Below are 26,767 nucleotides of genomic sequence, written 5' to 3'. Positions count from 1 at the left end.
ATGAATGAAAATCTGGCAGGACTTTACACGATTGCTGATACTCATTCCTCTAGAAACCTTTCGCCGAGAGAGATTGCCTTAATGTACCTTCAGGGGGGGGCGACGACCCTCCAGCTCCGGATGAAAGGGGCTCCTGCTGATCAAGTTTTTCAGGCGGCTCGCGAGATTGTTGGGTTGAAGGAGTTATTTAATTTCCGCTTGATTGTGAATGATTCTCTGGAAGTGGCCCGAGAGATCAATGCCGATGGGTACCATGGAGGAAAAGAAGATCCGTCAATCGAAGAGGCGCGCCGAATTTTAGGGCCTCGGAAATTGATCGGGTATTCGTCACATTCGGTTGCCGAGGCGTTAGAGGCGGAAAAGAGGGGGGCCGATTATGTGGCGTTTGGGGCGATCTTTCCCTCTCCATCGAAAGGGCATGATCATCCGGTGCAAGGAATTGAAAAGTTGCGGGAGGTTGTCAGCCTTCTAAATGTTCCCGTCGTTGCGATAGGTGGGATTGGACGCGACAATATAAAGAGGGTTTTGTCGACTGGTGTCTCGATGGTCGCAATGATCTCCGCCTTGCTCCGACCGGGCGTTAGCACTGTAGACGAGGTGAAGTTTTACAGGGGTCTTTTCAAAGGTAGAAGTTGAATTAGGGTCGTATGAAGGATCGAGACATTCTGCTGTAAAAGCCCAAGTGGTCATCTATAGGAGTTATCGGCACTGATTTAAAAATGTTGCGTATTGTCCTCACTATTGCTGGTTCTGACCCTTCTGGTGGAGCGGGGATTCAGGTCGATCTCCAGGTCTTTCATTCATTAAAAGTGAATGGGATCTCGGCGATCACTGCTCTGACCGCTCAAAACGAGGCGCGGTTTTATTCGATGAATCCGGTCGCCTCGACCCTCTTGAGAGAACAACTTCGATCAATTACCCCCCACTTCAAGCCATCGGTGATCAAGATCGGCATGTTGGGGACAGAACAGAATGTCCTCGCCGTTTATCGGTTTTTGGAATCTGAGAAAAATGCGAAGGTTGTTCTGGATCCGATTATCCGTTCCTCCACGGGGGCGATCCTCCTCGACCCGAAAGGGGTTGCGATCCTGAAGCAGTTACTGATTCCGAAGGTAACTGTCGTGACACCGAATCTGGATGAGGCGGAGGTTCTGACCGGTCTTCGGGTGAGGACGATCGAAGAGATGAAGGCGGCAGCCCTCTATCTTCATCAAGGATGCCGTGGTGTGAAGGCGGTTCTGGTGAAGGGGGGACATCTGGAAGAAGAGGCGACCGATGTCCTCTATGATGGGGAGAAATGGCATTTCTATACCTCCCATGTTCAATTCACAAAAAAAGTTCACGGGACCGGGTGTGTTTACTCCGCCGCTTTGGCTTCTTACCTGGCGCGGGGGCAATCGATCGAGAGGTCGGCGAAACTCGCTAAGGACTACGTGACCAGCTGGATTCGTAGGCGGACATCAGAGTAGCAGAGATTTCCCCCGGTTTTTTATTGGCACCTTCAAAATTTCGAATCGGCATCACCCCTTTCAGCGTGCTCGTCACAAAAATCTCATCGGCGTTTCGTAGATCTTTGATGGTGACCGGTTTTTCCTGGAATGGGATTTTTATTTTTTTGGCTAAACGGATAATCACGTCTCGCGTGACTCCCGGCAGGAGTCCTTCCGAGAGGGGAGGTGTGATCAAGACCCCTTTTTTGACCAGAAAGAAATTGCTCGAGGCCCCTTCGGTAAGGCGTCCTGATTGATTCATCAGAAGTCCCTCGACGGCACCTCTCTTCAGAATTTCCCGACGCGCCATCATCCGGGTCAGGTAGTTCGTTGATTTGACTCCGACGACCGGGAAGTCGTCGTTTCGTGTCGAACGGATCAAGATCAGTCGTCCCCCTTTTTTGAAGAACTCGGGCGAGAACGGGTGAAAAGGGATGGCAAAAATAACCAGTGTTGTCTTTCTCCTTTTCAATGCGCTGTTGCTCCGATTTCTGGAGCCAACCTGTTCCTCATCGGCCGAAAGGCAGAGACGGACGTAGGCGACCTTCTTCGAGAGTTTGTTCGTTTTCAGGAGTCGGAGGATTTCCTGTTTGATTTTCGGACCGGACATCGGGAGGGTGATCTGCAGTGCCTTTGTCCCATTCAATAGTCGTTCAAGATGTTTTTCAAAAAATAGGACCTTTCCCTCGACCGCCAAAAGCGTCTCGAAGAGCCCCTCGCCGTAAAGATAGCCGGCATTCAGGACGGAGATCCGTGCCTTCTGAAGTGGGATAAGCCGGCTATTAATGGATACGAAAGGTTTCACGAGGTGGGAGCGTTAGCGTGCGTTCTTTTAAATTTCAATACTTAAAGCAACATGTTGTTTTTTCAGCCGATAATATTGATGGAGGGCGAGGATGTCTGAGGCGCCCATCAGTTCCATCCGTTTTGATCAAATCCCCGAGTGTGTTGTCCACTGGGACAATAAAACTCAACTTAAAAGTTGGCTTCGGACTCTGAATCGGGGCCCCGACGACGAATTTTCAGAGGAAGATTTTCAGTATACTGCCAAGAGCCTGGCAGGACACGATCTCAGCCGATGGGGAAGTCGGTTTGATGATTTCAAAACATTTCTGGCGAGATATATTCGAAGTCAACGCTGTACTGAGAAATGTTGGGATCCAGAGGAAGAGGGATATGAGTTAGCGCCGATTTGTGCGGCAATCCCCCCACCGCCGTTGCCACCCCTCCCACCACCACCGTCTCCCCCCAAGGTGCACGTGAGACGTCGTGAACCGGCTCGTCCTGGTCTCTCGGGGATTCCATTGGCCTCTTTTGGGAAATTATCCGAAGATGATCCTTCCCAGCCTTTTTCACCTTTTCCAACGCCGTTCGGAGATCCAGAGGTGGTCCTGTCTCTATCCGCCCTGCCAGGAAAACTTTATCCCGGGAATCCGGTCGAGGTCGAAAAATATGCGCAGGACTTGAGCCGTTGGTATACCTTTGATCCTGCGAAGAGGTATTACTTTGAGTCAGGTTATCACAGGAAAATTGGAAGGCATTTTGAGGGGCTGCTGGATACTTTTCCATTTAAATATATTGTAGGACCTCACACCTTTCTCCTGATCTTTCTGAGTGATCCTGCTGCCTACTATCCAAACTACAACAAATGCCGCGAAGCGGCTAAGGAAGCGAATAAGTGTTGGGAAGAAGATCCCGCGACTGGGGAGCAGAGAAGGACAGGAAATTGTGACTGGCCACATTAATTTGAAGAATGACCAGAAACCTTTTCCGCGAGAAGCCGATAACTTTAATGTGAGACGAATTCTCCAACTTAAGGAAAGAGGTAAACAATAATGGGTCTACTGGTCACTGCTTGGGGTCTCCTGCCGCTCACATGGGGGATGGGGTTGATCTTTCACCCTCGGTGGACGCTAAAACTCCAGAAGAAGTATGCTAAGCTCCCGAAAAGACTTCAGAAAAAGATCTCTAAGGCCCACCGGGCGAGCGGCCTTTTTCTCTTTCTGGTCGGTTTTGTGATCCTTCTCACCTACTTCTACCCGGTCTGGATCTATAACTTCTTCCTGGTCACCCGTGTCTTGTACCTGATGGTCTTCCCTGAAAAGGGGGCTTTGCCGGTCCAGACTGAATTCTCAGAGATCATTCCGACGTATTGGATCTAACCCCTATGCTCAAAAAAACATTTATTCTTTTTTCATTTTTCCTATCTCTTCTCTTTTTGGGAGGCAACCTCCTTGCAGAGAACAAAGGGAATCTTTCCTACGGTGCCGAGACGAACTTTGCCTCTCGCTATGTCTGGGTAGGGATCCCGCTCAGCGATGGGCCAGTCCTTCAACCCTCGGCATGGGTCTCTCTGAATAAGGTCACATTGAGGACTCGAGGGAATCTCGTATTGATCGAAGAAACAAATGAGGGTCAATTTAATGAAGTCGATTTTTTTCTGGATTCAACACATGAGTGGCGTCAAATCTCCTTCAATCCTTGGCTGGGCTTTTTCTTTTTTCCGAATCAAGACGTATCGCCAACGAGTTTTGCAGGTCTCACCGTTTCTTATCCCATTTCTATTATCCGCATTTTTACAAGTCATGTCGCCGATCTTATCGCTCACCCAGGGATGTATTTCGGAGAGGTTGGGATCTCCTATGACCGCAACTGGGGTTCGCAACTCTCGTTTAAATCGTCGACGTCGATTGGCTGGGGTTCTCCCCTATTTAATGAGGTCATGGTTGGTCCTTCCAGGTCCGCCCTCAATGCCCATCTTGTGGCGGCGTCGCTCACCTGGAAGCCTCAAAAATACCTCTTTGTCCGACCTTATGCAGGATTGAGCGTCATCCTCGATAGCGGGCTTCGCAGGGAATTAGATGACCCGACCATTCTGCTGGGTGGACTTGCTATGGGTGTGGAGTTGTAGTTGAAAGTTTTGCAAGAAGCCCGCTGTACCCTTCATTTCGGATCAGGTAGTTAAACCTCCCCTTATAATTCCGTGAAAGATTCGCGCCCGCGACATCGAGGTCGTAGACCTTCCAGTCACCATTTCGAAAAACAAGGTAGAGCGAGACCGGGATCCTTTCTCCACCGTGGGTTCCCGTCGCGGTGACCTTAACTACTTGGTTTGGGAGTTTGGAGAGCTTGAAGCGAATCTGGGTCTCATGAAGCGACTTTATACGGTTGGCATTCTTTGCAAGATGCTCGACAAATTTTCCCCGAAAGGAATGATCAAAGCTGAGTTGTTCCAGAAGGGTCCATTGAGTCCAATGATCAGCCAGTGTCTTTTGATAGAAACTGTTGAAGTCGAAGTGCCCTTGGACCAGCCCTCTGATCCTGTCGGTTCGCTCTTCAATCGTCTGGAGAGTGGAGACAGTGACGAGTTCTTTCAGAAAGGAGCGCGCCGTTTCGAGTGGTGTCGAGGCGACTGTGAGTGAGGGCCAGAACAGTAGAAGTCCGATAAGGATTCGGATGGTTTTTATCATCGGCTCTCCCATAAATTTTCTCCCGAGACGGTGAAATCTCGGAATTCCGAGAAGAGGTCTTGATAAAAGGCCTCACTGGCATCACCAGTAATAGAGGCCAGGATCTCGAACGACTCTTGATCGAGGTCAAAGCCGACCAAGGCACGGTTAATCATCTCTTGGAAGAACGCTTCGACGAGTTCCACTCTCCCATCATCCACGACGAACGGGTCAATACCGATATCGTCAAGATCGGGGGGATCTGAGAAGAGGTTCGAGAGATTAATCGACGTGACAGGAGTGGTGCCGGGTAGGGTAGTGAGTCCCCCGAATGATAGATTGATCGCTCGCGCTAGATCGGCCAATTCGGTAAGACCCGCACTGGTAAGCGCGCTTGTCTCAAAAACGCCGGGCGCTGGGTCGGTAGGTAATTGACCAAGCCCTTCAATCAGCGTGGTCAAGGCGTTTGCAAGGGCCGATTGGGCCTCAGCTAACTCATCGGTGCTACGGAGTCGGAAGAATTGATTGAAGGTTCCAATCAGTGTTTCCGGGTCCGTTTCATTGTTTCCCTCAGCCGTATAGAGGATTCCAAGATCGATATCGAATCTCCAGGTATTGGCAAATGAGAGGCTGCTTTGGGCAAAGTAGAATCCAGAGAGAAGCAGCGTGACATCGGCTCTTCCGACCACAATATTGTCATCCGAATAGTAAAGCGCACCGGGGATTGTGAATTCGAAACTCGCATCCTCGCGGGCGGAATCGAGCGAGTCGATAATGGCATCCATCCCGGTTCGAAGTGTTGCGAGGTTCTGCTGCGCATCTTCTGCAGTAAATCCGTTGAGGGCGCGTGCGAGGATCTCTCCCAGGCTGAAGTTATCGCTCGGACCCTCCCTGGGTTCTCTGAGATAACCATAGGGGAATCGCGAGAGATCAGGATCTTCCGCGCGACGACCGGCATTAAATTCGTTCAACTGGTCTAGATAGCTGTTTGGCCCCACCGCATCGTCGGTTGTGAAATGTTCCTGACCGAGTCCATCTTGAAGTGAAATCACCGGCACTGATTGGGGTAAGAGGAGGATTCGGGCCAAGGCGGCACCGAAATGGGAGCTGGAATGACTGGTATCGAAAACAACCGCTTGATCAAAATAGGTTTGGGCCGTCGTGATCTGGGCAGTTCCCAAGGCGGTCATCGCCAAATCAAAACATTCTGAAGCCGAAGGGCAGGGGGGTGGAGGTTCGATACTGACCTCTCCCGTCAAGGTAAAGGTGGTGGTTGCCCCTCCAGGCATCACAAACTCCACGACCGCGCTGGCTGGCTGACCGTTTAGGGAAAGAGAAACGTCTGTGATCGTATTATCTGTGTTGCTGGTGAGGGTTATGACAACTCGACTTCCATCTGATAAATTAATTTCTAGTGCAAATGTTGACGAACTCTCAGAGGTTTCTGTCTGTGTAAAACGGCCGGAGGTCGTTTCTTGAACGGTTCCGTCGTCATTGTAAATCGTGACATCTGCTGACCCGTCAATCTGCACGACTACCCGGTAACGAAGCGCACCGGCGTCCGTATAAATATTAAACGTTCCAGCAGGAGGGGCGGAGGGGGCTGGATTTCCAATAATCGTTCCTTCGGGGTCGCCGGGGCCAACGGGATCTTTTTTCTTCGATCCAAAACAACCTGACAGGATAAGAAATAAGGCGACCAAAATGGCTATTTTTCGTTTCATCTTAGCTCTCCTTCGTTGTGAGCGGAAAAACTTGCAGGTTGATTTGGATGACCTGGTTTTTCTGGGTTTGATTTTCCTCTAAATAGGAATCCAGTTCTCTTTTGAACTCCTGAAATCTCGCCTTGATTTTCGAAAACCCTTCTTCAGAGAGGGCAATCGTGATCGAAGAAAACTCTCGACGATCTGACGGAACTTCTGAAACCGCCTTTTTGGCAAGATCACACATCTGCCGATGAAAATTGACGACAGAGAGGCTTCTGACTTCATCCGGTGTGACCAATGTCTGTTCTGTTCTCTCAATTTTTCCCTCTTTGTTTCGTTGCAGAAATTTAAGTTGTTCGAGATCGGTCAAGGCCCTTCGGACTTCAGAAAGGGTGACGTTTCCGCCGAGTCGACGGACGATCCACTCAGGATTTTCCTGAAAGTTATGAAGCCGAACGAGTTCAAGGATAGCGGCGTAGTACCAATGAGAGAGGCAATCATACTGAAGTGCTGTGAGTTCCTTTGCCTTGCGGAAAGGGCGATAGGCGGCAAGTTGTCTGAAGTGAAAATCTTTTTCTTCGTGGGTTGTCGCCTGGGTCATCTGGACCAGGTGGGTAAAGAATTTCGCCTCGGTCGAGGTTAATTTAAAACCCTTCGTGACCTTGAAAATCCCCTCCTGAGCCAGGTTTCTCCTCCCATCCATGACCAACTTGAGGGCTGCCGAGGATCGAAAACCGGAGCGGCGGTTGAAGTTTCGGAAGGAAAAGCGACCATTGATCCGAAGATTTTCTACCCGATCCTTCAGAAAACGCCTGTAGTCGAGATAATCGTAGATGTTGGCCATGGTTTCCGACTCCGTCTCCAACCATTTCCGCGTCCACCCCCGCAGCGCGGGGGTGCCCGGACTTGGTCATAATTTCACTCGTCCTTCTAAGATTACTTATCGGCTCAAGCCAACCGGATGTTGCTTGGAATGGGCAATTTTTGTTTACTTCAGAAAACAGGCCACTGGTGGCCTATTTATAAAGTAGTTAATAAAATCAAATATTTATTAATTTATTTAAGAAACTGACGAGACGAGTCCTTCCACCTTGACCGTTGTTTCCAGGTATTCTTCTTCAGGGGACGAATCGGAGACGATCCCCCCTCCACCCCAGAAATAGGCCTGTCCTTCCTTAATAACCATTGTTCGAATCGCAATATTGAACTCGGCATGACCATTCAGGCTGATAAAACCGATCGCACCTGTATAGACGTTTCTTGGCACCGTTTCGAGTTCATGGATAATTTCCATCGCCCGAATCTTCGGGGCCCCTGTGATCGAACCACCTGGGAATGTTGCCTTCAGGAGATCGATAACGTCGGTATCCTCTTTGAGAGTCCCTTGTATCGTCGAGACCAGGTGATGGACCTGGGCAAAACTCTCGACTTCACAGAGGGAGGGGACATGAATCGATCCCTTTTCACAGACTTTTCCTAAATCATTACGGAGCAGATCGGTAATCATGAGGAGTTCGGCTCGATCTTTCGTACTGATGGTCAATTCCTCTTTTAATCGAGCGTCATCGGCGACAGTTTTTCCACGAGGGCGTGTTCCTTTGATCGGCCGTGTTGTGACCTCTTTGTTTTTCACCTGCAGAAAAGATTCGGGAGAGGAGGAGATGATTTGGGTGTCACCGAGATTCAGGAATGCCGAATAAGGGGCGGGGCTGATTTGTTTTAAGCGTTGATAGATGTCATACGGGGATTCCTTCACGGCACAAGAAAACCTCTGTGACAGATTAACCTGATAACAATCACCGGCGGTGATGTAGTTTTTGATTTTGTCAATTGTCCGAAGGTAAGCTTTTTTTGAGAAATTGCTGAAAAGATCAGGAGCCTTCCCGGATGGTTTCGAGGACGTCGCTACCATTAAACTCGAGTCATGACCCGCCGGGAAGCCTTGGACCAGAGGGACATGACTCGAATGGTGCTGCGATTTTCGCAGAAACCAGGAGGGAAGCTCCTGGTCTTTTGGCGCCCGGTAGGCTTTCTTTTTCTCATGATCATAAGCATAAAATTTTTCATAATACCCAAACAGTCCTTCAGGGATCAGGTCTGATTTCCGAGAGGGGATTTTCTCCCCCAGAAAGCGGTAAAACTCGTAACCGATGTAACCGATCCATCCGCCTTGAAAAGGTAGTAGGGGCGTATCGCGATACGCCCTTTCAGATGTTTCTTTTATTAATTCTTTTCGAAGCCTCTCCAGAAGGTTTGGTTCTGAAGTTGACGAAAGAATGAGTGTGGGATTCCATCCGGCGATCGTCCATCGGTTTCGACTGTCAGGCAATGTTGTTTCCAGGAGGAAAAAATAAGGTTGTTCAAAGAGCTCACGAGGAAGCTGATCGGGAGTCAGTTGCAGATCAATCATATCGCTCGAAATGAATCTGTTCCTTCTTGAACCCGATCGATAGCGCCGTTTCCTGTACCGCCTTCACCATCGCACCGAGGCCGCAGATGTAGATTTCTTTGCCCATAGGGTCTGTGATGAATTTTTTGAGCTTGTCCTGGACATAGCCAACCTCTCCGGGCCACTTCTTGGGGCGGGAGACGGTCGGGATAAAGTGAAATTCTTTATGATCTTTTTCTAACTTCTTCCACTCGTCTTGATAGAGGATTTCATCATCGTGACGGACTCCGAAGATCAGCCAGACTTCCTGCCCGGTGGCGAGCCCCTTCTTATAATAAAGGTCGAAGAGCATGCTTCGAAGCGGGGCGATGCCGGTTCCTGTTGCGACAAAGACGGGGGTGTAGTTCACCGGCTCCTTCATCAAAAATTTTCCATACGGAATGCTGACAAGAACACTTGCCCCCTCTTCTTGTTGCCAGAGCCAGTTGGTTGCCGGGCCTCCTTCAACCCTCTTGATGCAAAGATCAACGAATCCCTCTTCATGAGGAGGTGACGCGATCGAATAGGCCCGTCGGAGCGGCTTCCCTGTTTTTGAGTCCAGGCCACATATTTCCGGAATATGGATGCTGCAGAACTGGCCGGCTTGAAAAGTGGGACGATTCCCTCTCGGGAAACCGATCTTGAAATGCTTGACCGTCGGTGTGAGGTCAACGACCTGTTCGAGGGTAGCGGTAATCGGTTCGAGGGGCATCGGGTTGTTTCCTTTACCACTCTCTTAATGTAAGAGAGTGGGATATGCAACCTTCCGATCGAATCAAATCAAAAGCCCACGCACTTGGTTTCGAACTCGTCGGTATTTCCCCCGCGAAATCGGTTTCCGACTTTGATTTCTTCCGTTGGTGGCTTGATCAAGGGTTTGCCAGCTCAATGAATTATCTCAAGAGGGGGTTGGAGAAGAGGGGAGATCCAGAACTGGTCCTACCGGGGGTTCGGTCGATCATCTGTTGTGGGTTGAACTACTACTCAGGTCAGGAGCGGGTCCTGGCTGGGGGTTCCGCCCAGTCGTGCTCACCCGTTGCGCGCGACCGGGCGCCCGACCCCCAGCCACCCGCTCCTGAAAGCTATAGAGCTAGGATTTCTTCCTACGCTTGGGGCGAGGACTATCACCGGATTGTTGGTGAGAAGCTTGCCCAACTTGCTGAATTCATCCAAAAAGAAATTGATCCGGGAGCGCAGACAAAAACCTATGTCGACACCGGCCCGATTCTCGAAAGGAGTTATGCCGCCCAAGCGGGCCTTGGCTGGATTGGCAAGAATACCTGCCTCATTAATAACGGATTAGGCTCTTTTTTCTTTATTGGTGAGATCCTGACGAGCCTTCTCCTCGACTATGATCGACCGACGTTCGATCAATGTGGGAGTTGCACAAAGTGTCTCGATGCCTGTCCCACCGGTGCCTTGCCCGAGCCGGGGATTCTCGATGCGACAAAATGCATCTCTTATTTGACGATTGAATACAAAGGGGAGTTTACCGATCAACAGAAACAGATGGTCGGCAATCACCTCTACGGCTGTGACATCTGTCAGGAGGTCTGTCCTTATAATGATCGGATTCAAGCATCAAGCCACTTAGAGTTCTACCCAAGGGAGCTGTTTCGATCGCCTGATTTAGAGGAGTTGGCGAAAGTCGATGAAAGAGGGTTTGAGGCGATCCGGCAGGGGAGTGCCATGGAGAGGATCCGGTGGGGCCAATGGAGACGAAATCTGGAGGCCTGCAGAAATAATAAGGGGCGTTGACAGTTTGGGCGCTACTCCCTATATTTATCAAAAGGGAGGAGATTATGGAGCCACAAGTAGATTCTTTTGAATTACCGACCATTCAGGACTCACCGACCGTGAAGGTGACCGAAAAGGCGGTGGCGAAGGTGAAGGCATATGCCCAAAACAACAAGGAGGCGGAGGGGAAGTTTTTCCGCGTCTATATTGAAGGAGGCGGATGCTCAGGCTTCCAGTACGGATTTCGGTTTGATGATCAGAGGGACGATGACCTTATCGTCGATGCCCCTAACGGACTTAAGGTTTTAGTCGATCCGACAAGCCTTCAGTATTTGAAGGGTTCTGTGGTCGATTATTTTGAGGACTTTAAAGGGTCCGGTTTTGTCGTTCAAAATCCCAATGCGACCTCAAGTTGTGGGTGCGGGACATCATTCTCAGCTTAAAATTTAGAATATGAATGGTGATCAGAGACGAAAGGTAGCGATTGAATATTTTCAGCGGGGTTACGAAGCCCAGATGTCTGGGAGTTTCTCTGAGGCGATTCAACTCTACCAAAGATCGATTGAGTCTTGTCCGACAGCCGAGGCCTATACCTTTCTTGGTTGGACCTTTAGTCTCTTGGGGGATTTCGAACGGGCGATCGAATTGTGTGAAAAAGCGATTCAGGTCGATCCTGAATATGGGAATCCCTACAATGATATCGGGGCCTATCTGATCGAAAAGGGGAAGATCGATGAGGCGATCCCTTATCTTCAGAAGGCGCTCGGTGCTCCTCGGTATGAGAGCTACTGTTTCCCACATTACAATCTGGGCAGGGCCTATGAGATCAAGGGGATGATGTTTAAGGCGCAAGAGGAGTATCAAAAGGCCCTTGAACGGGATCCGGAATATTTGCTTGCCCAAGAGGCCCTCGAAAAAATCTCATCGACGATTCAGTAATCTTTTATTAATAACGTCAACGGTACTGGGGCTGTAGCTCAGCTGGGAGAGCGCGTCGTTCGCAACGACGAGGTCAGGGGTTCGATCCCCCTCAGCTCCATAGTGGATGTATATGTTTTTTCGTTGGGGGTCGAACGGCACCGAACGCCGACCGGTGAGGGAGGAAAAGCGAGCCAACTCCGGCGAGCGGCAGTGAGGTGCCGACGCCCGAAGCCGTAAATAACAACGTGTTTAGGCGGAGGGCGATCCCCCTCAGCTCCACAATGCATGTTTCATGAAGAAACTTTTTTTATTCTTTTTTCTTCTTTTACCTTTCTATTTCTCATGCGCCTCCTTTTGGCCGTGGATGTACGGCAAGCGGGTGATTGAAGAGGAAGAGGCGCAACAGGAACCGCCAAAGAAAAATGTCATCGGCCGCGTCTTCCATCGACGTGAAAAAGGGTTTGACTACAATCAGGATGGTCAGATCAGTTCTGAAGAGCGGAAGTTCTTCCTCAAAATGAGAGAAACGCGGGAACAAGAGAAGATATTAAGGGGTGAAAAGTGAGGTCGGAAGTGGCGTTCATTCTGGTTCGCCCTCTCTATCCCGGAAATATCGGGGCCGCCGCACGGGCGCTCAAGAATATGGGGTTTTCGAAACTGATCCTTGTTTCTCCGCGGGCAAAACCGACCGATCCGGAGGCGAAGCGGCTCGCGGTGGGGGCGGCCGACATCTTGCGGAAGGCGAAGATTTATAAAACCTTAGAGGAGGCGATCCAAGGGTTTCATCTGCTGATCGGAACGAGTTGTCGCTACGGGAAAAAAAGGGGACAGTTTCTCCCGGTGACAGAATTGTCTGAGCGTCTCCCGGTCGGAAAAAAGATCGGGGTTCTTTTTGGTCCTGAGGATAAGGGTCTCACGACGCAGGAGCTGATGAAGTGTCAGCAGGTCGTCTCGGTTCCGGTGAATCCTCGATTTACGTCGATCAATCTGGCCCAGTCGGTCATGCTCATGGCGTATGAACTGTCGCGAAATCAGTTTCAGGTGCCGCAGAAAAAATTACACCTCAAAGACAGACAACTCGCCTCTTTGAAGGATGTGGAGGGGATGTTCGGTCATTTCCAGGAGATGCTTGGGTCGATCGGTTTTTTCCCACATCAGAATCCAACGTCGGTGATGAGAAAATTGAGACGGCTCTTCTCACGAACGAATTTGACAATAAGAGAAATTCGGATGATGCGAGGAATCTGTCATCAAGTGCTGTGGAGAATACAGAGGGCGTTATGAGTCGATCAAAAGAACTTCAAGAACTGCTTCAAGAACGGATCCTCGTCCTCGATGGCGCGATGGGGACGATGCTCCAGCAGCGTCATCTCACGGCCACCGATTTTGGCGGACCTCAGCTTGAGGGGTGTAATGAGAATCTCGTTTTGACCCGCCCCGATGTCATCCTCGATATCCATCGAAAATATTTTGAGTCGGGATCGGATATTGTCGAGACCGATACCTTTGGTGCGACACCACTCGTTTTGGGAGAGTATGGTCTTCAGGATAAAACCCATTTGATCAATAAAACAGCAGCGGATCTTGCGAGAAAAGCGGCAGAGGAGTTTTCAACTCCAGCCAAACCGCGGTTTGTCGCCGGATCGATCGGCCCGACGACGAAGGCGATTTCCGTGACAGGTGGTGTGAGCTTTGAGCAATTAATCGATCATTTTTATCATCAAGTCTTGGGACTGCTCGATGGTGGTGTGGATCTCCTGATGATCGAGACCTGTCAGGACACCCGAAATATCAAGGCAGCGGTGATTGGGATTCAGAAATGCCTTCAGGAGTTTGGGAAAAAGGTCCCTCTGATTATCTCCGGGACGATCGAACCAATGGGGACGATGCTCGCGGGTCAGGCGGCCGATGCGTTGGTCGTTTCGACGTCTCACATTGATCTTTTTGCGATCGGTCTCAATTGCGCCACAGGTCCGGAATTTATGACGGACCATATCCGGACGATTCATGAATTCGCAAATACTGCCGTCTCCTGTTATCCGAATGCCGGCCTTCCGAATGAAGACGGGAAATATCTGGAAACCCCAGAGTCGTTGGCGAGGCAGTTGGAGCGATTCATTGAAAACGGCTGGCTCAATATTGTCGGTGGCTGTTGCGGGACGACGGAAAAACATATTCGGGCCATTGCCCAAATGGTTATAGGCAAGAAGCCGCGTCCTCTTCAACTCAAGAGAGGAAGGTGTTTTTACAGTGGCATTGAGCTGGTTGAATCAACTGAAGATAACCGACCGTTGATTGTGGGAGAGCGGACCAATGTCATCGGATCCCGTCTCTTCAAGGGGCTTGTCAATGAGGAGAAGTGGGAAGAGGCGACCGATATCGGGCGTCGTCAGGTCAAAAATGGGGCGCAGATTGTCGATGTCTGTCTCCAGAGTACCGATCGGGATGAGCTCAACGACATTGAGCCCTTTTACGAAAAACTTGTCCGGAAGATCAAAGCCCCACTCATGATCGACACGACAGACCCACGTACGATTGAGAAGGCGCTGACGTATGCCCAAGGAAAGTCGATCATTAACTCCATCAATCTGGAAGAGGGGGAGACGCGGTTTCAAAAGGTCTGCCCGTTAGCAAAAAAATACGGGGGGGCGCTTGTCGTTGGTTGTATCGATGAAGATCCGGTGCAGGCGCAGGCCTTCACGCGGGAGAGAAAGCTTGGCATAGCGAAGCGGTCCCATGATCTCCTGACGAATCAATATGGGATTCCAGAAGAAGATATTATTTTTGATCCACTCGTCTTCCCATGTGCCACGGGGGATGCAAACTACATCGGGGGGGCGGTTGAGACGATCGAAGGGGTTCGTCTGATCAAGAAGGAGTTTCCGAATTGCCGCACAATCCTCGGTGTCTCAAATATTTCCTTTGGTTTGCCGCCTCAGGCACGTGAGGTGGTGAATGCGGTTTTTCTCTATCATGCGACGAAGGCTGGTCTCGATCTTGCGATCGTGAATTCCGAGAAGTTGGAGAGGTATGCGAGTATTCCGGAGGAGGAGAGGAAGCTGGCGGAGAGGGTGTTGTTTAATTGGTCTGAAAATCTCCCCCCATCCCCCTCTTTGTCAAAGAGGGGGAGCGAGGGGGGGATTTCTGATTGGCGAAGTCAAACTCGCGACCAACGTATCGCGATCAATCAATCCAACATCGCTGCCATTGCTGCCCACTTCCGGGATCGGGTAAAGGTGGAGAAGAAACAGCGGGTCGATCTCCCACTCGATGAGCGGCTGGCGCAGTATATTATTGAAGGATCAAAGGATGGTCTGATTACAGACCTCGAGCTCAAACGAAAAGAGGGGGCGACACCGCTTCAGATCATCAACGGTCCTCTGATGAAGGGGATGGATGAGGTGGGGCGGCTCTTTAATCAGAATGAATTGATTGTTGCTGAGGTCTTACAATCAGCCGAGGCGATGAAGACGGCGGTTTCCTATCTCGAACAATTTATGGAGAAGGCCGACGTGACGAAAAAGGGGAAGGTGATCCTTGCGACGGTGAAGGGGGATGTCCACGACATCGGAAAAAATCTTGTCGAGATCATTTTGAATAATAATGGTTATGAGGTGATCAATCTTGGGATCAAAGTGCCGCCTGAGGAGTTGATCAAGGCGTATCATGAGCACCAGCCGGACATCATTGGGCTTTCAGGGCTTCTCGTGAAGTCGGCGCAACAGATGGCGGTGACGGCAGAGGATTTAAAAATGGCTGGGATTACCGTTCCTCTTCTGGTGGGAGGAGCGGCGCTTTCGGATAAATACACACGTGAGAAAATTGCCCCATCCTACACAAAACTTGTCCTGTACGCGAAGGATGCGATGACGGGGTTGGGTCTTGCGAATAAACTGATGGATGGGGAGGAAAGGAAGAAGATTGAAGCGGGATTACATAGGGGCGAGGCTAGCCTCGCCCTCAGCAATAGGGCGCAGCAAGCAGCGCCCCTACCGGAGACCACTGTTCGCAGCCGACAGGTTTCACTGAACATTCCGGTTCCACCGGCCCCCTACCTCGAGCGCAAGATCCGCGATGTTCCACAGCTTGATGAGATCTGGGAGTATATCAATCCCCAGATGCTCTTTGTGAGGCATTTGGGTTTCAAGGGAAAATTCGAGGAGAGTTTGAAGGGGCGTGATCCGAAGGCGCTCGAACTGCAAAGGATCATTGAAGAGGTTAAGGGAGACGCGAGAAAGTTCATGAAGGTGAAGGCGGTCTGGCAGTTCTTTGAGGTGGCGTCGGAGGGAAACGACCTGCATCTCTTCGCTCCGAATGTCAAAAGCCCCATTCATACGTTTCACTTTCATCGACAGAGAAAAGAGGAGGGGCTTTGCCTGGCCGATTATGTTCTACCTCCAAGAGACCATGTCGTGCTTTTTGTCGTTGGTGCCGGTCAGGGAATTCGTGAGAAGTCGGAGGAATTCAAGGCGAAGGGGGAGTATCTCAAATCCCATGCCCTTCAGGCGTTGGCGATTGAAACGGCTGAGGCGGCTGCGGAATGGCTTCATCGCCGGATTCGTGAGGATTGGGGGTTTCCCGATCCCGTTACGATGACGATGAAAGATCGGTTGCAGGCCAAGTATCGCGGGAATCGTTACAGCTTTGGTTATCCTGCCTGTCCTGATCTCGACGATCAGAAGGGGATTTGGAAGCTTCTCCATCCCGAAGATATTGGGGTACAATTAACCGAAGGGATGATGATGGAGCCTGAGGCCTCCGTCTCGGCGATTGTTTTGCATCATCCGGATTGTAAGTATTTTGTAATCTAATGGAAATCTATCCGGTACAACTCGTGACGACTCTTTTTGAGGAATTGGACCTGGGTCGGTTGTCTCCTCAAGTGCATCTACCAGGAGACAGTTCCATGTCTCGCGCTGTCTTGCTCCCTTTTGGTGATACAGGAAGAGTTTATGAGCCGGTTTATGTCAGGGGTTTTGTCAGGCCAGAGATGGTCCATTTGGAGGTTCAACGGGCGCGGATGCTTGGATCGGGGATCGATGTCCGAAGACTGCTGAGCTTAGGACCGACGACAGGTTTTCATTTGGTTGCCTCCGCGACCTTGGCCCGACAAGACGCGCTCATCAAACTGAAAAAGGGGGTTCTGGTAGGGACGGACTGGTGGGTGTGTGATGAGAGACGGAAACTCCTGACGATGACAGAATCATCAGTGGATGATGTTATCCGTCAGATGGTTCGAGGGGTTCTGGAGGCGGCCGATTCTTTAGGGAAAGGGATGTCGGGGCTTCGATGGAGTTCGGCACTTTTCAGACGAGTTTGAAAAACCTCTCTAAAAGAGTCGACAGATTTTTGCGGCAATTCTGATTCATCCAAAACAATTTCGGAATCTTAAGCGGGGATTTTTGGATGACCTTACTCGGCTCGAATTCCGGTGCCTCCATCTCTACGGGATCGAAAACGACACGAAGCGAGACGAACGAGACCCCCTTCTTGGAACAAACCGCGGCGATCGCGACGGTCTCCATGTCGACGGCGATCGCCCCTCTCTTGCCAGCCTCTCTTTTCTCTTCGGGTGATTTGAGGGGATTAAAAACAGTCAGCAGTGGACCTTCGTGAAGTGGCAGATCCGATTTCTGGATCTCGTCCTTGAGCCGATTCCTTAATGTTGGATCTGGAGAAAAACGATCCGGAGACTCACACCAGATTTCAGTGGGCAGCACAATATCACCCGGCCGCATCCCCTCCCGGAGGCCTCCAGCATATCCGGCGGAGAGGATAAAGTCGGGATGAGAACGGTCAATCAGAATTTCAGTCGCCTCATGCGCATTCCCCATCCCGATACCACAACGACAGAGGAGGAGGGGTGATCCCTCTCGATTTTTTTTGAGAAATGGTTTGATCTCATCGCTCAAGGCGTAGATGAGTGCAGGCACGATCCCTCTTTACCGTAAATTCTAACGCTGTAAAGATCGGAGAACCGAGACAAGGTCTGCTTTTCCGAGACGCTTTTTTATCTTGGCAGCTTTCTCCTCTAAACGATTTCGCCGTGCCGAAGAGAGGGTCATTAATTTTCTGGAGTCGTAAATTCCAACGGCATGAGAAAGAGGGAAATGTCGCCTTGGTTCTCTTTTCTCCTTTCGTCCCAGGAAGGATTGGTAGTGTTCTTTTAAGGTGAGATATTGGCCTTGAAGGTTTCGTGTTGTCTCGATCTTCTCAAAATCTCTGGATTCAAATTTTAGCCCTGTTTTCTTGAGTTGAGTGATTCGCGGTTGAAGAAAAAACCAGAGGCTCACTAATATGACAAGGAGGCTTCCCAACAAAATGAGAATGCGTTTCATGGAGATCCCCCCTCCTCAGCAGGTGGCTGACAGGGGTTCCTTTCGGGGGCTGTTGGGATCGTGCCGCCTGCCTCTTCAAAAACCGTCCGGCAGCTGCTGGCAAAACCGATCATCCGCTCGATCTCTTCGTCACTATATCCTGCCCTCCCGAGTACCTCTTCGACGGTTGTCCTCGCGCTGCTATCACTCCCTGTGAGTGATTGGAGCAGGTTAACGTCTGAAGGGGTTGTTGCGTCACCGGGGAGGACGATCTGATGGTACCAGGTATCCGCGAGAACAGAGCAGGCCGCTGCCTCAGCCCGCCGTCTCAGGTTTGGGAGTCTGATATTGCACCAGGAATTTTCAGGGCAGAAGAAGATTTCATTGACCAGAAGAACCGTTTGCAACGTCGGGGCGAAAAAAAGTCCATACGATTCTTCCGTCGGGGTTGGAACGGGAGTCGGATTATCCACGGCAATACAGAATTGTGGTTTGACATCGATAAAATAGGCACACTGATTTTGCCAATTTCCAGGGGTGTCAATCTTGATCTCTTCGAAGGTACTAAAACTATCAATCTCCGCCTTCGTGAAGGGATAGACCGATTCATCGGCAGGGGGGTTGTCTCCTCCCGTGCAGAATCGAACCGGTGGAAAATTAAAATCCAATTCCTCTCCAGACTCCAAATAATCGGTAAAGTCACTGTAGCTTCGGTAGTGTGTCTTGGCCCCGATACGATTGATTTCTAGACGACTGCTGTGTCTTGCGACGAGTGGTCCTCCCAGCATCAGTTCCATGATTTCACAGGCCCCTGATTCAGGACCTGCGATCGTGCAGGCTTGGCTATAAGGATAGGGAAGGCGGTTCACGATCGATTCGGCATCAGGCGGGACGACCTCCTCTGTCAGGTAACTGCTTTGGTAATAACTTTGTTCCACTGACGTCTGAATGAGTCCTGCGAAGTCGTTCTGTTCCTGGATACGGTCGACATTTGTGATCAGGGTTTGATTAATGGCGCCTTGGATAGCGTTCATGAAATCAAATAACCAATCGGCAAAATCGATGAAGACGGTCACAATCGGTGAGGTCACATACCGAATGAGGTTGGCTGCCTGTTCGAAGAGGCAGCCTCCCAGCAACGAGAGAAGCGCATCGATAAAGCGTCCCTCTCCCAATGCGGTGTAGCTCTCGGAGCATTCGTCAAAATACCAGCTGGAGGAGATGGCAGGGCGCGTGACGCTTGGTGTTGACGTGACGAGACGTCGTGTTCCGATCGCGATCCCCTCTTGTCTCGCTTCCTCGGTGATTCCATCATCCAGATAGGGGATCTGTCGGATGACTCCATGGATGTTGGCGGTGATGTCATTTGCCTCAATCTCATAGGTGGAGGGGAGCGACCAGAGAATCGTCATATTAAATCCATTGGCCATGATGGTGACAAGGCCGGAGAAGATTCTCTCGACCCACCGCAGGGCCCAGCCGATCAGCCATCCCCCCCAGACATTCTCTTCGATCCACTCAGAGATCTCGACCAAAACGCGAAATTCGATATTTAAAACCCCCGGATGGATATTTGCTTCAAATCCACCTAGCTTCAGGGTTGCGGCGAAATCAGTTCCAGCGGCAGAGACGACGTAATGTTCGAGTGCAAGTCCCAGCTCAATGAAATCCGATTCAATAGGTAGATAGGCAAGTCCTGGCAGGTCGCTTCTAAATGCGTACTCTTGGCCAGCACAACCAAATTGGGCTGTGCTCGTCCGTAGAGATGTGAATTCAGGTTCAGTTAAGGTCCCAGTGGCATTGGTTACGGGGAAGGTGAGGTCTGCATTATCCATCAGAGGCATAGCACCAGATGGGCCAGCGGCAACGATGGAGGCCCAAGGCATGTCATAGCAACGTGTCGCAAATGAAAAAGGATTTCCTCCCGCCTCCTCAGACTCCTCGATATGTTCCGAAAGGGGAAGCGGGTCGATCGGTCGAGGAAATTCATCAAGGATACCAAAATTTTTATACTGATTTGTCGTGCTATTGCAGGTGGTGGAAAATGGTTTTTTGTATCCATAATACTGTCCATTTTCTGCCAAGGCGGCTGTGGCGCTACAAAGCGACCATGGGAGTCCATTGATCATCTGAGTGGTTGCGAGGGGGTTGTTCTCAGTGCTTGTTTCGTATCCATTTTCAGGAAAGTGTGTGGGGAGAAAATTGAATCGTGCCTGGTTCTTGAGATCAAATCCCCAATCCCCCGTGGATGTGATCGAAATCCAGCCTGTCCAGTCGATATCGATCCAATCCTCTGAGTAGGAGAGACCGGTGATCCGAAACTCTCTCATGTCATCACGGTACTCGGTGTCGCTTTCCAATTCTGAAAGTGATGCGCTCAAGGCCTCATCCAGATCGATAAGCCCCAGCGGTCTTATTTCACAGAATAGTTGATCCGTGTCACACGACAAGGCTCCCTCCAACGCACCCCCCAAGACAGCGGCATCGGGGAGTTGCTGGACAGCGACGCGAAAGGCAGATCGGGCAATCCAATATCGAAGAGAATTTGCAGGAAGCTCGAATCGAAGGACATCCAAAACTTGATGCCGATCTTCCTCGGGGATGTTTGTAAAGACAGAAGGGATCTCCCCTGTATAGGTATTTTCGGGGTTGTCATCGGTAGAGAAGGGGGTGGCGGATGACCCTGCTGTCGGTTCAAGGCTCACGGAGGTATCGAGCGCCTCCGTATTAATTTCTGGGAGTTTTGGACAGGTGATCCTTGCCCGATTTTGTACCTCCTGGCAGGTTGGTATGTTGGCTATCGTAACCGATTCACTCGTGACCTCTGCAGGGCAGACAATTTCCGGGATTTTCTTTTCACAACCTCGTTTTGTAAATTCCTTTTCGTAAACAAGACAAGTAGGGTCGGAGGAACCCTTTAGCTTGGTCTTCGTAAATTTTTTCTTGTTTCTCTTGTCGTGTGGAAGGTGTGTCAGATCGTTTCCATGTTGATCGACACATTTGACTTTGTAGTGACCTCCGAGACAATCGGTGACGGTGATATTTCTGACCCGAACCTCGTTTTGAAGTGGATTTGCTGTCGTCGAAGTTTTTTGAACCTTCTTTCCTTTAAAGTTATCGCAACAATGATCCACGATCCCTTTTTGAAGTCCCGCACAGGTTTTTGGTAGAACTTGTCCGATTTGTTTTGATGGGCCTGCAACGAGGGTGGGGGGACAACAGACGATACTTACGAGACCCCCGAGGAGCCAGAACAGCACTCCTCTAAGATCCATACTAGACTAGATAAGCAATTCTCATGCCAAAAGCCGTCTGAGGGCCGTGATACAAAGGTTGCAGATATCATCTGCTTAACGGCTCCTCCCTTCTAACCCCCTTTCTCAGAATGATAATTTTATCAATTTGAGACGGGACCTACCTGGGGTTCCTTGTCCCCAAAAAGGGTCATGCGGACCGTTTTTGAAAAACCTTTCCATGAGGAGAAGGTCTCTTCGACTGCCGATGCCTCATAGCCGCAATGGACCATGCAATCGGCACATTTCTCATAGCGGCCCGTGCCATACTTTTGCCATGGGGTTTCTTCCATCAGTTCCTTGAAGGTCTTTGCATAACCAGCGTCACTCAGCAGGTAGCACGGCTTTTGCCAACCAAAGACGTTATAGGTGGGATTTCCCCAAGGGGTGCACTCGTAGTCTTCCTTTCCCTGCAGAAATCGTAAGAAAAGAGGTGATTGATTGAACTGCCATTTTTTCTTCGGGTTTGACAGGATTTGGGAAAAGAGCTGACGGGTTCTTTCGCGTTTCAGGAAATGTTCCTGATCCGGCGCCTTTTCGTAAGAGTAGCCGGGTGAGATCATCATCCCTTCCACACCGAGTTCCGAGAGATAATCAAACATCTCGCGAACCCGCTCGGGGTCCGCGTCATCGAACAGGGTGGTATTCGTGGTGACTCGAAAACCCCTTTTCTTGACCTCACGGATCGCCTCGACAGCGAGATCAAAAATCCCTTCACGACAAACGGCATGGTCATGTTCCTCTTTCAGCCCATCCATATGGACGCTAAAGGTCAGAAATTTTGAAGGGGTAAACAAGTCCAACTTCTTTTTCAGAAGGATTGCGTTCGTGCAAAGATAAACGTACTTCTTTCGTGCGACAATCCCTTCGACGATCTCTTTGATCTGCGGATGGATCAGCGGTTCCCCCCCGGGGATACTGACGACCGGGGCCCCACACTCATCGACCGCCTTCAGGCATTGTTCCGGGGTCAGACTTTGTTTCAGTATTTCTTCTGGGAATTGGATCTTTCCGCAACCGGCACACTCCAGATTGCATCGAAAAAGCGGCTCGAGCATCAGGACGAGCGGATAGCGCTTTCGGTGTCTCAGATATTTCTGGATCAACACATAACTCATGATCCGCACGGCCTGGGAAACAGGAACCGACATAAGGGAGAGGGATTAGTCTTGCTTCGCTCTCCAATCAAGACAAAAAGCAACGTTTGTGGGTATTTGCCGATAGATTGAACGATGGTTGATTTGATCCCCCCCTCTTTTCCCCTTTCTGCTTGTACAGGGAGTCTTCTGCAGTTGGCAGTGACACAGGGGTTTTCGCACGCAGTTCATAAGGAATCTCCGAGGTGGAGTCGTGCGAAATATGTTGCCCTCTTTGGGGGGGCTATAGTGATGGCCCGTACGGTTGCCAATTATTTCCATTCAAGCCGTGAAGTTTCCACAGGTGTGGCGCTTCATGAATTTGGATTTGATGTTTCAGAGCTGGCTGCCACCTGCCTGATGATCTCCCATCATCCGGTATTGCTCGTGGCGGGTATAATTTTTTATGCTACTGTGAATGAGTTCAGATATTCGATGGTTTCTCCTGAAACCAATTCGCTGGTTCCCACCGCGATTGCCTTAATTGGAGGTGCTATTGGCTCAAGAATTATTGCCGATTCCCTGCTCAGGAATCTGTTTTATTTGGCAGATGTCATGAACGCCCGAGGGAAGCCATGGCAGCAAAGAATCCTCCGTGCGGCTCCACGACTTGAGTTTCATGATGGACGGGAGGTTTATTCAGGGACACTGACCTTTCGTCTGAAAGGAGACGCCCAAAAGGCGGCTCGAGAGGCGATGGAGCGGGTATTGCGATCTCGTCCCGCTGATTACTATAGTGATTATGTACATCGAAGCTCACCCCACTATGAGGGATTTCTCAAAACGGGTGCGATTCCTGATGGCTATCTGGTCGGATATTTTACTTCCGTCCCTCCAACACCACATCAACTCCATGCCGACCTGATGTTACTTTACAGAAGAAAAGAAGATCCGCTCCTCCGGATTTTTTGGGAGGAAGATCCATCGGGGGATTTTTATTTTGCCCGGGCCCAGCTAGAAAGGGCGTGGGATTTATCAGCGAGTACTCCACCGCTCTCAGAATCGTTTGTGAAGGAATTTCTAAGAGGGTTTGTTTCCTAACTCTTTGTTGTTTTTTTAATTTCGTAGTTGTATCTGCAATAGGAAGATCTCATTATGGCCATCCATTCTATAAGTAGAGCTGCTGTCGCACTGGGAGGGCGTGTTGCTCGTCACGTCACGCGTGCCGTTTTTGGAGGGCGACCCACACCGGGTGTTGATCGTTTCGCAGGACTTGTTCATTCCAGGTCCCCTTGGGCTGGCCTCCAACCGACTGTAGGAACAGGAACCTTCTCCCATCGGGCCGCAGCGGCGAGGGGGTATGCGCCGAATGTTCGAGGGCGTGGTGAAGCAAGGATCGGTCCGAGTCCACGGCCACGGTTCCATCCACCTCGCAGGGGGGCGGAATACAATTTAACCACTCAAAAACTGGATCGATTGAAACCGTCCAACTGGGATTTGGCCGTTCTTGCTTCTGTGTTTGCCCACCGTAAAATGGAAAAAGTTCAGGTGACCGTTGGCCGATATACGGGGAATCCCGATGTGGCTGAAGCGGTCATGAGTGAATTACGTCGTCGCATGAGACGATCCGAACGGCCCTTGAGGGGAAGGGAGCAGGCATTTTTTGATTTGCTGACCGAAAGGATCGGGAAACTTCAGGCGAGAATTGTGAGAGGACCTCGTGATCGGGCAATGGTTGATGATATGGTTCTCCTGGATAAGTCTCAACGTGTCTTTGCAAAGTCTTGTCGCCTGCTTTATGCCTGCGAGTCGTGGGTTCGCAGAAGATGAACTCTTCCAAGTCAGAGGGTCTCTTCCAATCAGCCCTTAAGCTCATGCCCGGAGGTGTGAACTCCCCCGTTCGCGCCTTCAAGTCTGTCGGAGGGACTCCCCTTTTTATTCAACGAGCAAAAGGAGCGAAGATCTGGGATGTCGATCGGAACGAGTACATCGACTATGTTGGCAGTTGGGGGCCGATGATCCTGGGGCACTCTTACCCGGATGTTGTTGATGCCGTTAAGAAACAATTAAAAAAGGGGACAAGTTACGGGGCCCCGACGGAGACAGAGGTCGAACTGGCCCAGGAGGTTTGCGAGGCCTTTCCTTCCATAGAAAAAGTTCGCTTTGTCAATTCAGGGACCGAGGCGGTCATGGGGGCGGTGCGTGTTGCTCGTGGTTTTACGAAGCGAAAGAGGATCGTCAAGTTCGATGGTTGTTATCACGGACATGCCGACTTTCTGCTCGTACAGGCCGGTTCCGGCGCAGCGACACTGGGTGTGCCGAACAGTGCCGGCGTCCCCGAGGAGTTCGCCTCCTTGACGCTCGTGGCCAACTTTAACGACGTTGCCTCTGTCGAAAGGCATTTTCAAAAATTCCCAGGAGAGATTGCCGCGGTGATTGTCGAACCGATCGTCGGAAATATGGGTGTGATTCTGCCGAGGAGGGATTTTCTCACCAGCCTCAAAAAACTGTGTCAGCGAGAAGGGGCGCTTCTTATCTTCGATGAGGTCATGACGGGATTCCGTGTTGCGTATGGGGGGGTGCAGGAGCTCTATCGGGTTTCTCCGGATCTCACCACGTTGGGGAAGATTATTGGTGGAGGTTTTCCAGTCGGGGCGTATGGCGGACGACGAGAGATCATGGGGTTGGTCGCCCCTGAAGGGCCTGTCTATCAGGCGGGGACATTGTCGGGAAATCCTGTTGCGATGACAGCGGGGCTTGCGACCCTCAAGGTCTTGAAGAAGAAAAAGCCTTACGCTTTTCTCAACACCTTGACTCAGAAACTGACCCAAGGTTTGGAAGAGGTGGCAAAGGCGAAAAACATTTCGGTGAAGGTTGAAAGGGCCGGTTCGATGTTTACCCTTTTTTTTACAGAGAAAGAGATTCTCGATGCGGAATCAGCGAGGAGTTGTGATACAAAGCGGTTTGCCAAATTCTTTCATGGGATGTTGGAGAACGGGGTTTATCTCCCCCCCTCGCAGTTTGAGGCGGCGTTTGTGTCGATGGGGCATAGTGAAAAAGATATTGAGAAGACGGTGAAGGCAGCAGAAAAGGCATTTGAATGAAAAAAGAACCTCCAAAAGACAGCTTCATCGTCGCCTGGGGAATCTACGGTGCGATCGGGTTTCAGCTCGCCAGCATGGTGATCGGTGGACTCTTGCTCGGACAATGGCTCGATCGGAAGTGGGGGACGATGCCGTGGTTGACCCTGATCGGGCTGATCCTTGGGTCGATCGGCGGTTTTTATAATCTGATCCGGATTGCGACTTGGAAGGAGAAGAGGAAGTAACGTGAAAATCATAACGAGTTTTCTCTTGGGAGGGATTATTGCGGGGATTAATCTATACTTCCTCGCGAAAATTGTTCGAAGAATCGGACAGGAGAAGGGGAAGGGGAGGCTCGGTCTGTTGGTCGTGGCTAAGTTCCTCTTTCTCTTCGGGATTATCTCCTTGATTCTCTGGAAGGGGCATGTTACCCCCCTCGCGTTTTTGGGAGGTTTTTCGGTCCCTTTGGTGGTTTACTTATGCATGACTTTACGTGGTTCAGCCTGATTACGGACAAGATTGATCATCACAACGTCCATATCTTTTCGTCTGCCTTTATTGTCCTTTTGATTGTGATCGCCTCATTTCTTGCCCACCGAAAATTGAAGAATCCTGAGTCTCGTTTGATTCCAGAGGGGAAGATGAGTCTCACCAATATTTTTGAAGCGGCTGTCGAAAATATTCTCGGACTCATGGAAGGGGTCATGGGTCATGAGGCCCCGAAATATTTCCCACTCATTGGGGCGCTTTTCATCTATATCTTTCTTTGCAATCTCCTTTCGGTCATCCCCGGTTTTGTACCCCCGACAGATAACATTAATACCAATTTCGCCTGTGCGATTACCGTCTTTGTCTATTACAATGCGATGGGGATTCGCGCCCATGGTCTTAAAAACTACCTCAAACATTTCATGGGACCGATTGTCTGGCTCGCACCGCTCATGTTTGTGATTGAAATGATCGGTCATCTGGTGCGCCCTGTTTCGCTCTCACTGCGTCTTTTTGGGAACATTACGGGCGATCATCTGGTTTTGGGAATTTTTTCAGATTTGGTACCGGTCCTGGTACCGGTTGTTTTTATGGCCCTGGGTCTGTTTGTCGCCTTTATCCAGGCTTTTGTCTTTTCTTTGCTGTCGATGATCTATATCGCGCTCGCGACGGCACATGAAGAGGGACATTAACTAGATAAAAGCTACGATTTGTCCGATTTTTTGGACTGTTTAGACACGCAAGAGAGACTGCAGGGACTTTCAGAAGGAAGGAGGTG

General features: G+C 50.4%; 28 protein-coding genes and 1 tRNA gene. 19 read left to right on the top strand and 10 right to left on the bottom strand.

Annotated elements, in window-relative coordinates:
• On the top strand, positions 1-636 hold the full coding sequence (thiE, locus tag HYT76_00345; GenBank protein ID MBI2081994.1) for a thiamine phosphate synthase: 636 nt from the start codon (positions 1-3) through the stop codon (positions 634-636).
• An 83-nt stretch (positions 637-719) separates the two neighbouring features.
• Entirely contained in the window at positions 720-1,469 is a 750-nt protein-coding gene (gene thiD / locus HYT76_00340; GenBank protein ID MBI2081993.1) for a bifunctional hydroxymethylpyrimidine kinase/phosphomethylpyrimidine kinase, read from the top strand.
• Here thiD and HYT76_00335 read toward each other — a convergent pair.
• Positions 1,423-2,295, bottom strand: a complete 873-nt coding sequence (locus tag HYT76_00335; protein ID MBI2081992.1) for an aminotransferase class IV — start codon at positions 2,293-2,295, stop codon at positions 1,423-1,425. The two genes, thiD and HYT76_00335, sit on opposite strands and share 47 nt — an antisense overlap.
• Positions 2,296-2,386: 91 nt before the next feature.
• Between HYT76_00335 and HYT76_00330 the strand changes: the two genes are divergently transcribed.
• From HYT76_00330 to HYT76_00320, 3 genes are all read left to right on the top strand, one after another.
• The gene (locus HYT76_00330; protein MBI2081991.1) at positions 2,387-3,235 is read left to right on the top strand and encodes a hypothetical protein; all 849 of its coding nucleotides are present in this window, start codon (positions 2,387-2,389) and stop codon (positions 3,233-3,235) included.
• Positions 3,236-3,325: 90 nt separating this feature from the next.
• Positions 3,326-3,652, top strand: coding sequence for a hypothetical protein (locus tag HYT76_00325; GenBank protein MBI2081990.1), 327 nt, complete (start codon positions 3,326-3,328; stop codon positions 3,650-3,652).
• A gap of 5 nt (positions 3,653-3,657) precedes the next feature.
• Positions 3,658-4,401, top strand: a complete 744-nt coding sequence (locus tag HYT76_00320; protein MBI2081989.1) for a hypothetical protein — start codon at positions 3,658-3,660, stop codon at positions 4,399-4,401.
• Here the strand turns inward: HYT76_00320 and HYT76_00315 are convergent.
• From HYT76_00315 to HYT76_00295, 5 genes are all read right to left on the bottom strand, one after another.
• Positions 4,382-4,960, bottom strand: a complete 579-nt coding sequence (locus tag HYT76_00315) for an ABC transporter substrate-binding protein (protein MBI2081988.1) — start codon at positions 4,958-4,960, stop codon at positions 4,382-4,384. The genes HYT76_00320 and HYT76_00315 overlap by 20 nt on opposite strands.
• Positions 4,957-6,663, bottom strand: coding sequence for a hypothetical protein (locus HYT76_00310; protein MBI2081987.1), 1,707 nt, complete (start codon positions 6,661-6,663; stop codon positions 4,957-4,959). Before HYT76_00310 ends, HYT76_00315 begins: the two co-directional genes overlap by 4 nt.
• 1 nt (position 6,664) lies before the next feature.
• Positions 6,665-7,489, bottom strand: a complete 825-nt coding sequence (locus tag HYT76_00305; protein MBI2081986.1) for a TIGR02147 family protein — start codon at positions 7,487-7,489, stop codon at positions 6,665-6,667.
• Positions 7,490-7,705: 216 nt separating this feature from the next.
• Positions 7,706-9,055 (bottom strand): aminodeoxychorismate synthase component I, encoded by a 1,350-nt coding sequence (gene pabB, locus HYT76_00300; GenBank protein ID MBI2081985.1) that lies wholly within the window; start codon positions 9,053-9,055, stop codon positions 7,706-7,708.
• Positions 9,048-9,785, bottom strand: a complete 738-nt coding sequence (locus HYT76_00295) for an FAD-dependent oxidoreductase (GenBank protein ID MBI2081984.1) — start codon at positions 9,783-9,785, stop codon at positions 9,048-9,050. The genes pabB and HYT76_00295 overlap by 8 nt, the downstream gene beginning before the upstream one ends.
• A gap of 44 nt (positions 9,786-9,829) precedes the next feature.
• Here HYT76_00295 and queG point away from each other — a divergent pair, with 44 nt between their 5' ends.
• From queG to HYT76_00255, 8 genes are all read left to right on the top strand, one after another.
• Positions 9,830-10,831, top strand: coding sequence for a tRNA epoxyqueuosine(34) reductase QueG (gene queG / locus HYT76_00290; protein ID MBI2081983.1), 1,002 nt, complete (start codon positions 9,830-9,832; stop codon positions 10,829-10,831).
• A gap of 44 nt (positions 10,832-10,875) precedes the next feature.
• Entirely contained in the window at positions 10,876-11,253 is a 378-nt protein-coding gene (gene erpA, locus HYT76_00285; GenBank protein ID MBI2081982.1) for an iron-sulfur cluster insertion protein ErpA, read from the top strand.
• Between the two features lie 10 nt (positions 11,254-11,263).
• Positions 11,264-11,749 carry a tetratricopeptide repeat protein gene (locus HYT76_00280; protein ID MBI2081981.1) on the top strand — a complete coding sequence of 162 codons (486 nt, stop codon included), beginning with the start codon at positions 11,264-11,266 and terminating at the stop codon, positions 11,747-11,749.
• 27 nt (positions 11,750-11,776) lie between these two features.
• A tRNA-Ala gene (locus HYT76_00275) sits at positions 11,777-11,849 on the top strand.
• Positions 11,850-12,023: 174 nt separating this feature from the next.
• Entirely contained in the window at positions 12,024-12,296 is a 273-nt protein-coding gene (locus HYT76_00270) for a hypothetical protein (protein MBI2081980.1), read from the top strand.
• A gap of 8 nt (positions 12,297-12,304) precedes the next feature.
• On the top strand, positions 12,305-13,015 hold the full coding sequence (locus HYT76_00265; GenBank protein MBI2081979.1) for an RNA methyltransferase: 711 nt from the start codon (positions 12,305-12,307) through the stop codon (positions 13,013-13,015).
• Positions 13,012-16,542: a methionine synthase gene (gene metH, locus HYT76_00260; protein MBI2081978.1), complete on the top strand. Its 3,531-nt coding sequence runs from the start codon at positions 13,012-13,014 to the stop codon at positions 16,540-16,542. The genes HYT76_00265 and metH overlap by 4 nt, the downstream gene beginning before the upstream one ends.
• 95 nt (positions 16,543-16,637) lie before the next feature.
• On the top strand, positions 16,638-17,051 hold the full coding sequence (locus HYT76_00255; protein MBI2081977.1) for a hypothetical protein: 414 nt from the start codon (positions 16,638-16,640) through the stop codon (positions 17,049-17,051).
• On the opposite strand, the gene HYT76_00250 is transcribed toward HYT76_00255, so the two are convergent.
• The 4 genes from HYT76_00250 to hpnH form a co-directional block, all read right to left on the bottom strand.
• Complete coding sequence (locus HYT76_00250) at positions 17,038-17,664, bottom strand: hypothetical protein (protein ID MBI2081976.1); 627 nt, start codon at positions 17,662-17,664, stop codon at positions 17,038-17,040. The genes HYT76_00255 and HYT76_00250 overlap by 14 nt on opposite strands.
• A gap of 21 nt (positions 17,665-17,685) precedes the next feature.
• On the bottom strand, positions 17,686-18,069 hold the full coding sequence (locus tag HYT76_00245) for a hypothetical protein (GenBank protein ID MBI2081975.1): 384 nt from the start codon (positions 18,067-18,069) through the stop codon (positions 17,686-17,688).
• Positions 18,066-21,323 carry a hypothetical protein gene (locus HYT76_00240; GenBank protein ID MBI2081974.1) on the bottom strand — a complete coding sequence of 1,086 codons (3,258 nt, stop codon included), beginning with the start codon at positions 21,321-21,323 and terminating at the stop codon, positions 18,066-18,068. Before HYT76_00240 ends, HYT76_00245 begins: the two co-directional genes overlap by 4 nt.
• 122 nt (positions 21,324-21,445) lie before the next feature.
• Positions 21,446-22,492, bottom strand: coding sequence for an adenosyl-hopene transferase HpnH (gene hpnH, locus HYT76_00235; GenBank protein MBI2081973.1), 1,047 nt, complete (start codon positions 22,490-22,492; stop codon positions 21,446-21,448).
• 81 nt (positions 22,493-22,573) lie between these two features.
• Between hpnH and HYT76_00230 the strand changes: the two genes are divergently transcribed.
• The 6 genes from HYT76_00230 to atpB are packed head-to-tail and all read left to right on the top strand — an operon-like array spanning position 22,574 to position 26,681.
• Complete coding sequence (locus tag HYT76_00230; protein MBI2081972.1) at positions 22,574-23,518, top strand: hypothetical protein; 945 nt, start codon at positions 22,574-22,576, stop codon at positions 23,516-23,518.
• A 54-nt stretch (positions 23,519-23,572) separates the two neighbouring features.
• Positions 23,573-24,247, top strand: coding sequence for a hypothetical protein (locus HYT76_00225; GenBank protein MBI2081971.1), 675 nt, complete (start codon positions 23,573-23,575; stop codon positions 24,245-24,247).
• Entirely contained in the window at positions 24,244-25,521 is a 1,278-nt protein-coding gene (gene hemL, locus HYT76_00220; GenBank protein MBI2081970.1) for a glutamate-1-semialdehyde 2,1-aminomutase, read from the top strand. The genes HYT76_00225 and hemL overlap by 4 nt, the downstream gene beginning before the upstream one ends.
• Positions 25,518-25,745, top strand: coding sequence for an AtpZ/AtpI family protein (locus tag HYT76_00215; GenBank protein ID MBI2081969.1), 228 nt, complete (start codon positions 25,518-25,520; stop codon positions 25,743-25,745). The genes hemL and HYT76_00215 overlap by 4 nt, the downstream gene beginning before the upstream one ends.
• A 1-nt stretch (position 25,746) precedes the next feature.
• The gene (locus tag HYT76_00210; protein MBI2081968.1) at positions 25,747-26,007 is read left to right on the top strand and encodes a hypothetical protein; all 261 of its coding nucleotides are present in this window, start codon (positions 25,747-25,749) and stop codon (positions 26,005-26,007) included.
• Entirely contained in the window at positions 25,980-26,681 is a 702-nt protein-coding gene (atpB, locus tag HYT76_00205; GenBank protein MBI2081967.1) for a F0F1 ATP synthase subunit A, read from the top strand. The genes HYT76_00210 and atpB overlap by 28 nt, the downstream gene beginning before the upstream one ends.
• The last annotated feature ends 86 nt before the right edge of the window (positions 26,682-26,767 follow it).

Source organism: Deltaproteobacteria bacterium (assembly GCA_016180845.1).
Taxonomy (GTDB): Bacteria; UBA10199; UBA10199; order JACPAL01; family JACPAL01; genus JACPAK01.
Note: the sequence above shows the minus strand (reverse complement) of the source record. Positions and strands in the feature narration are given on the sequence as shown.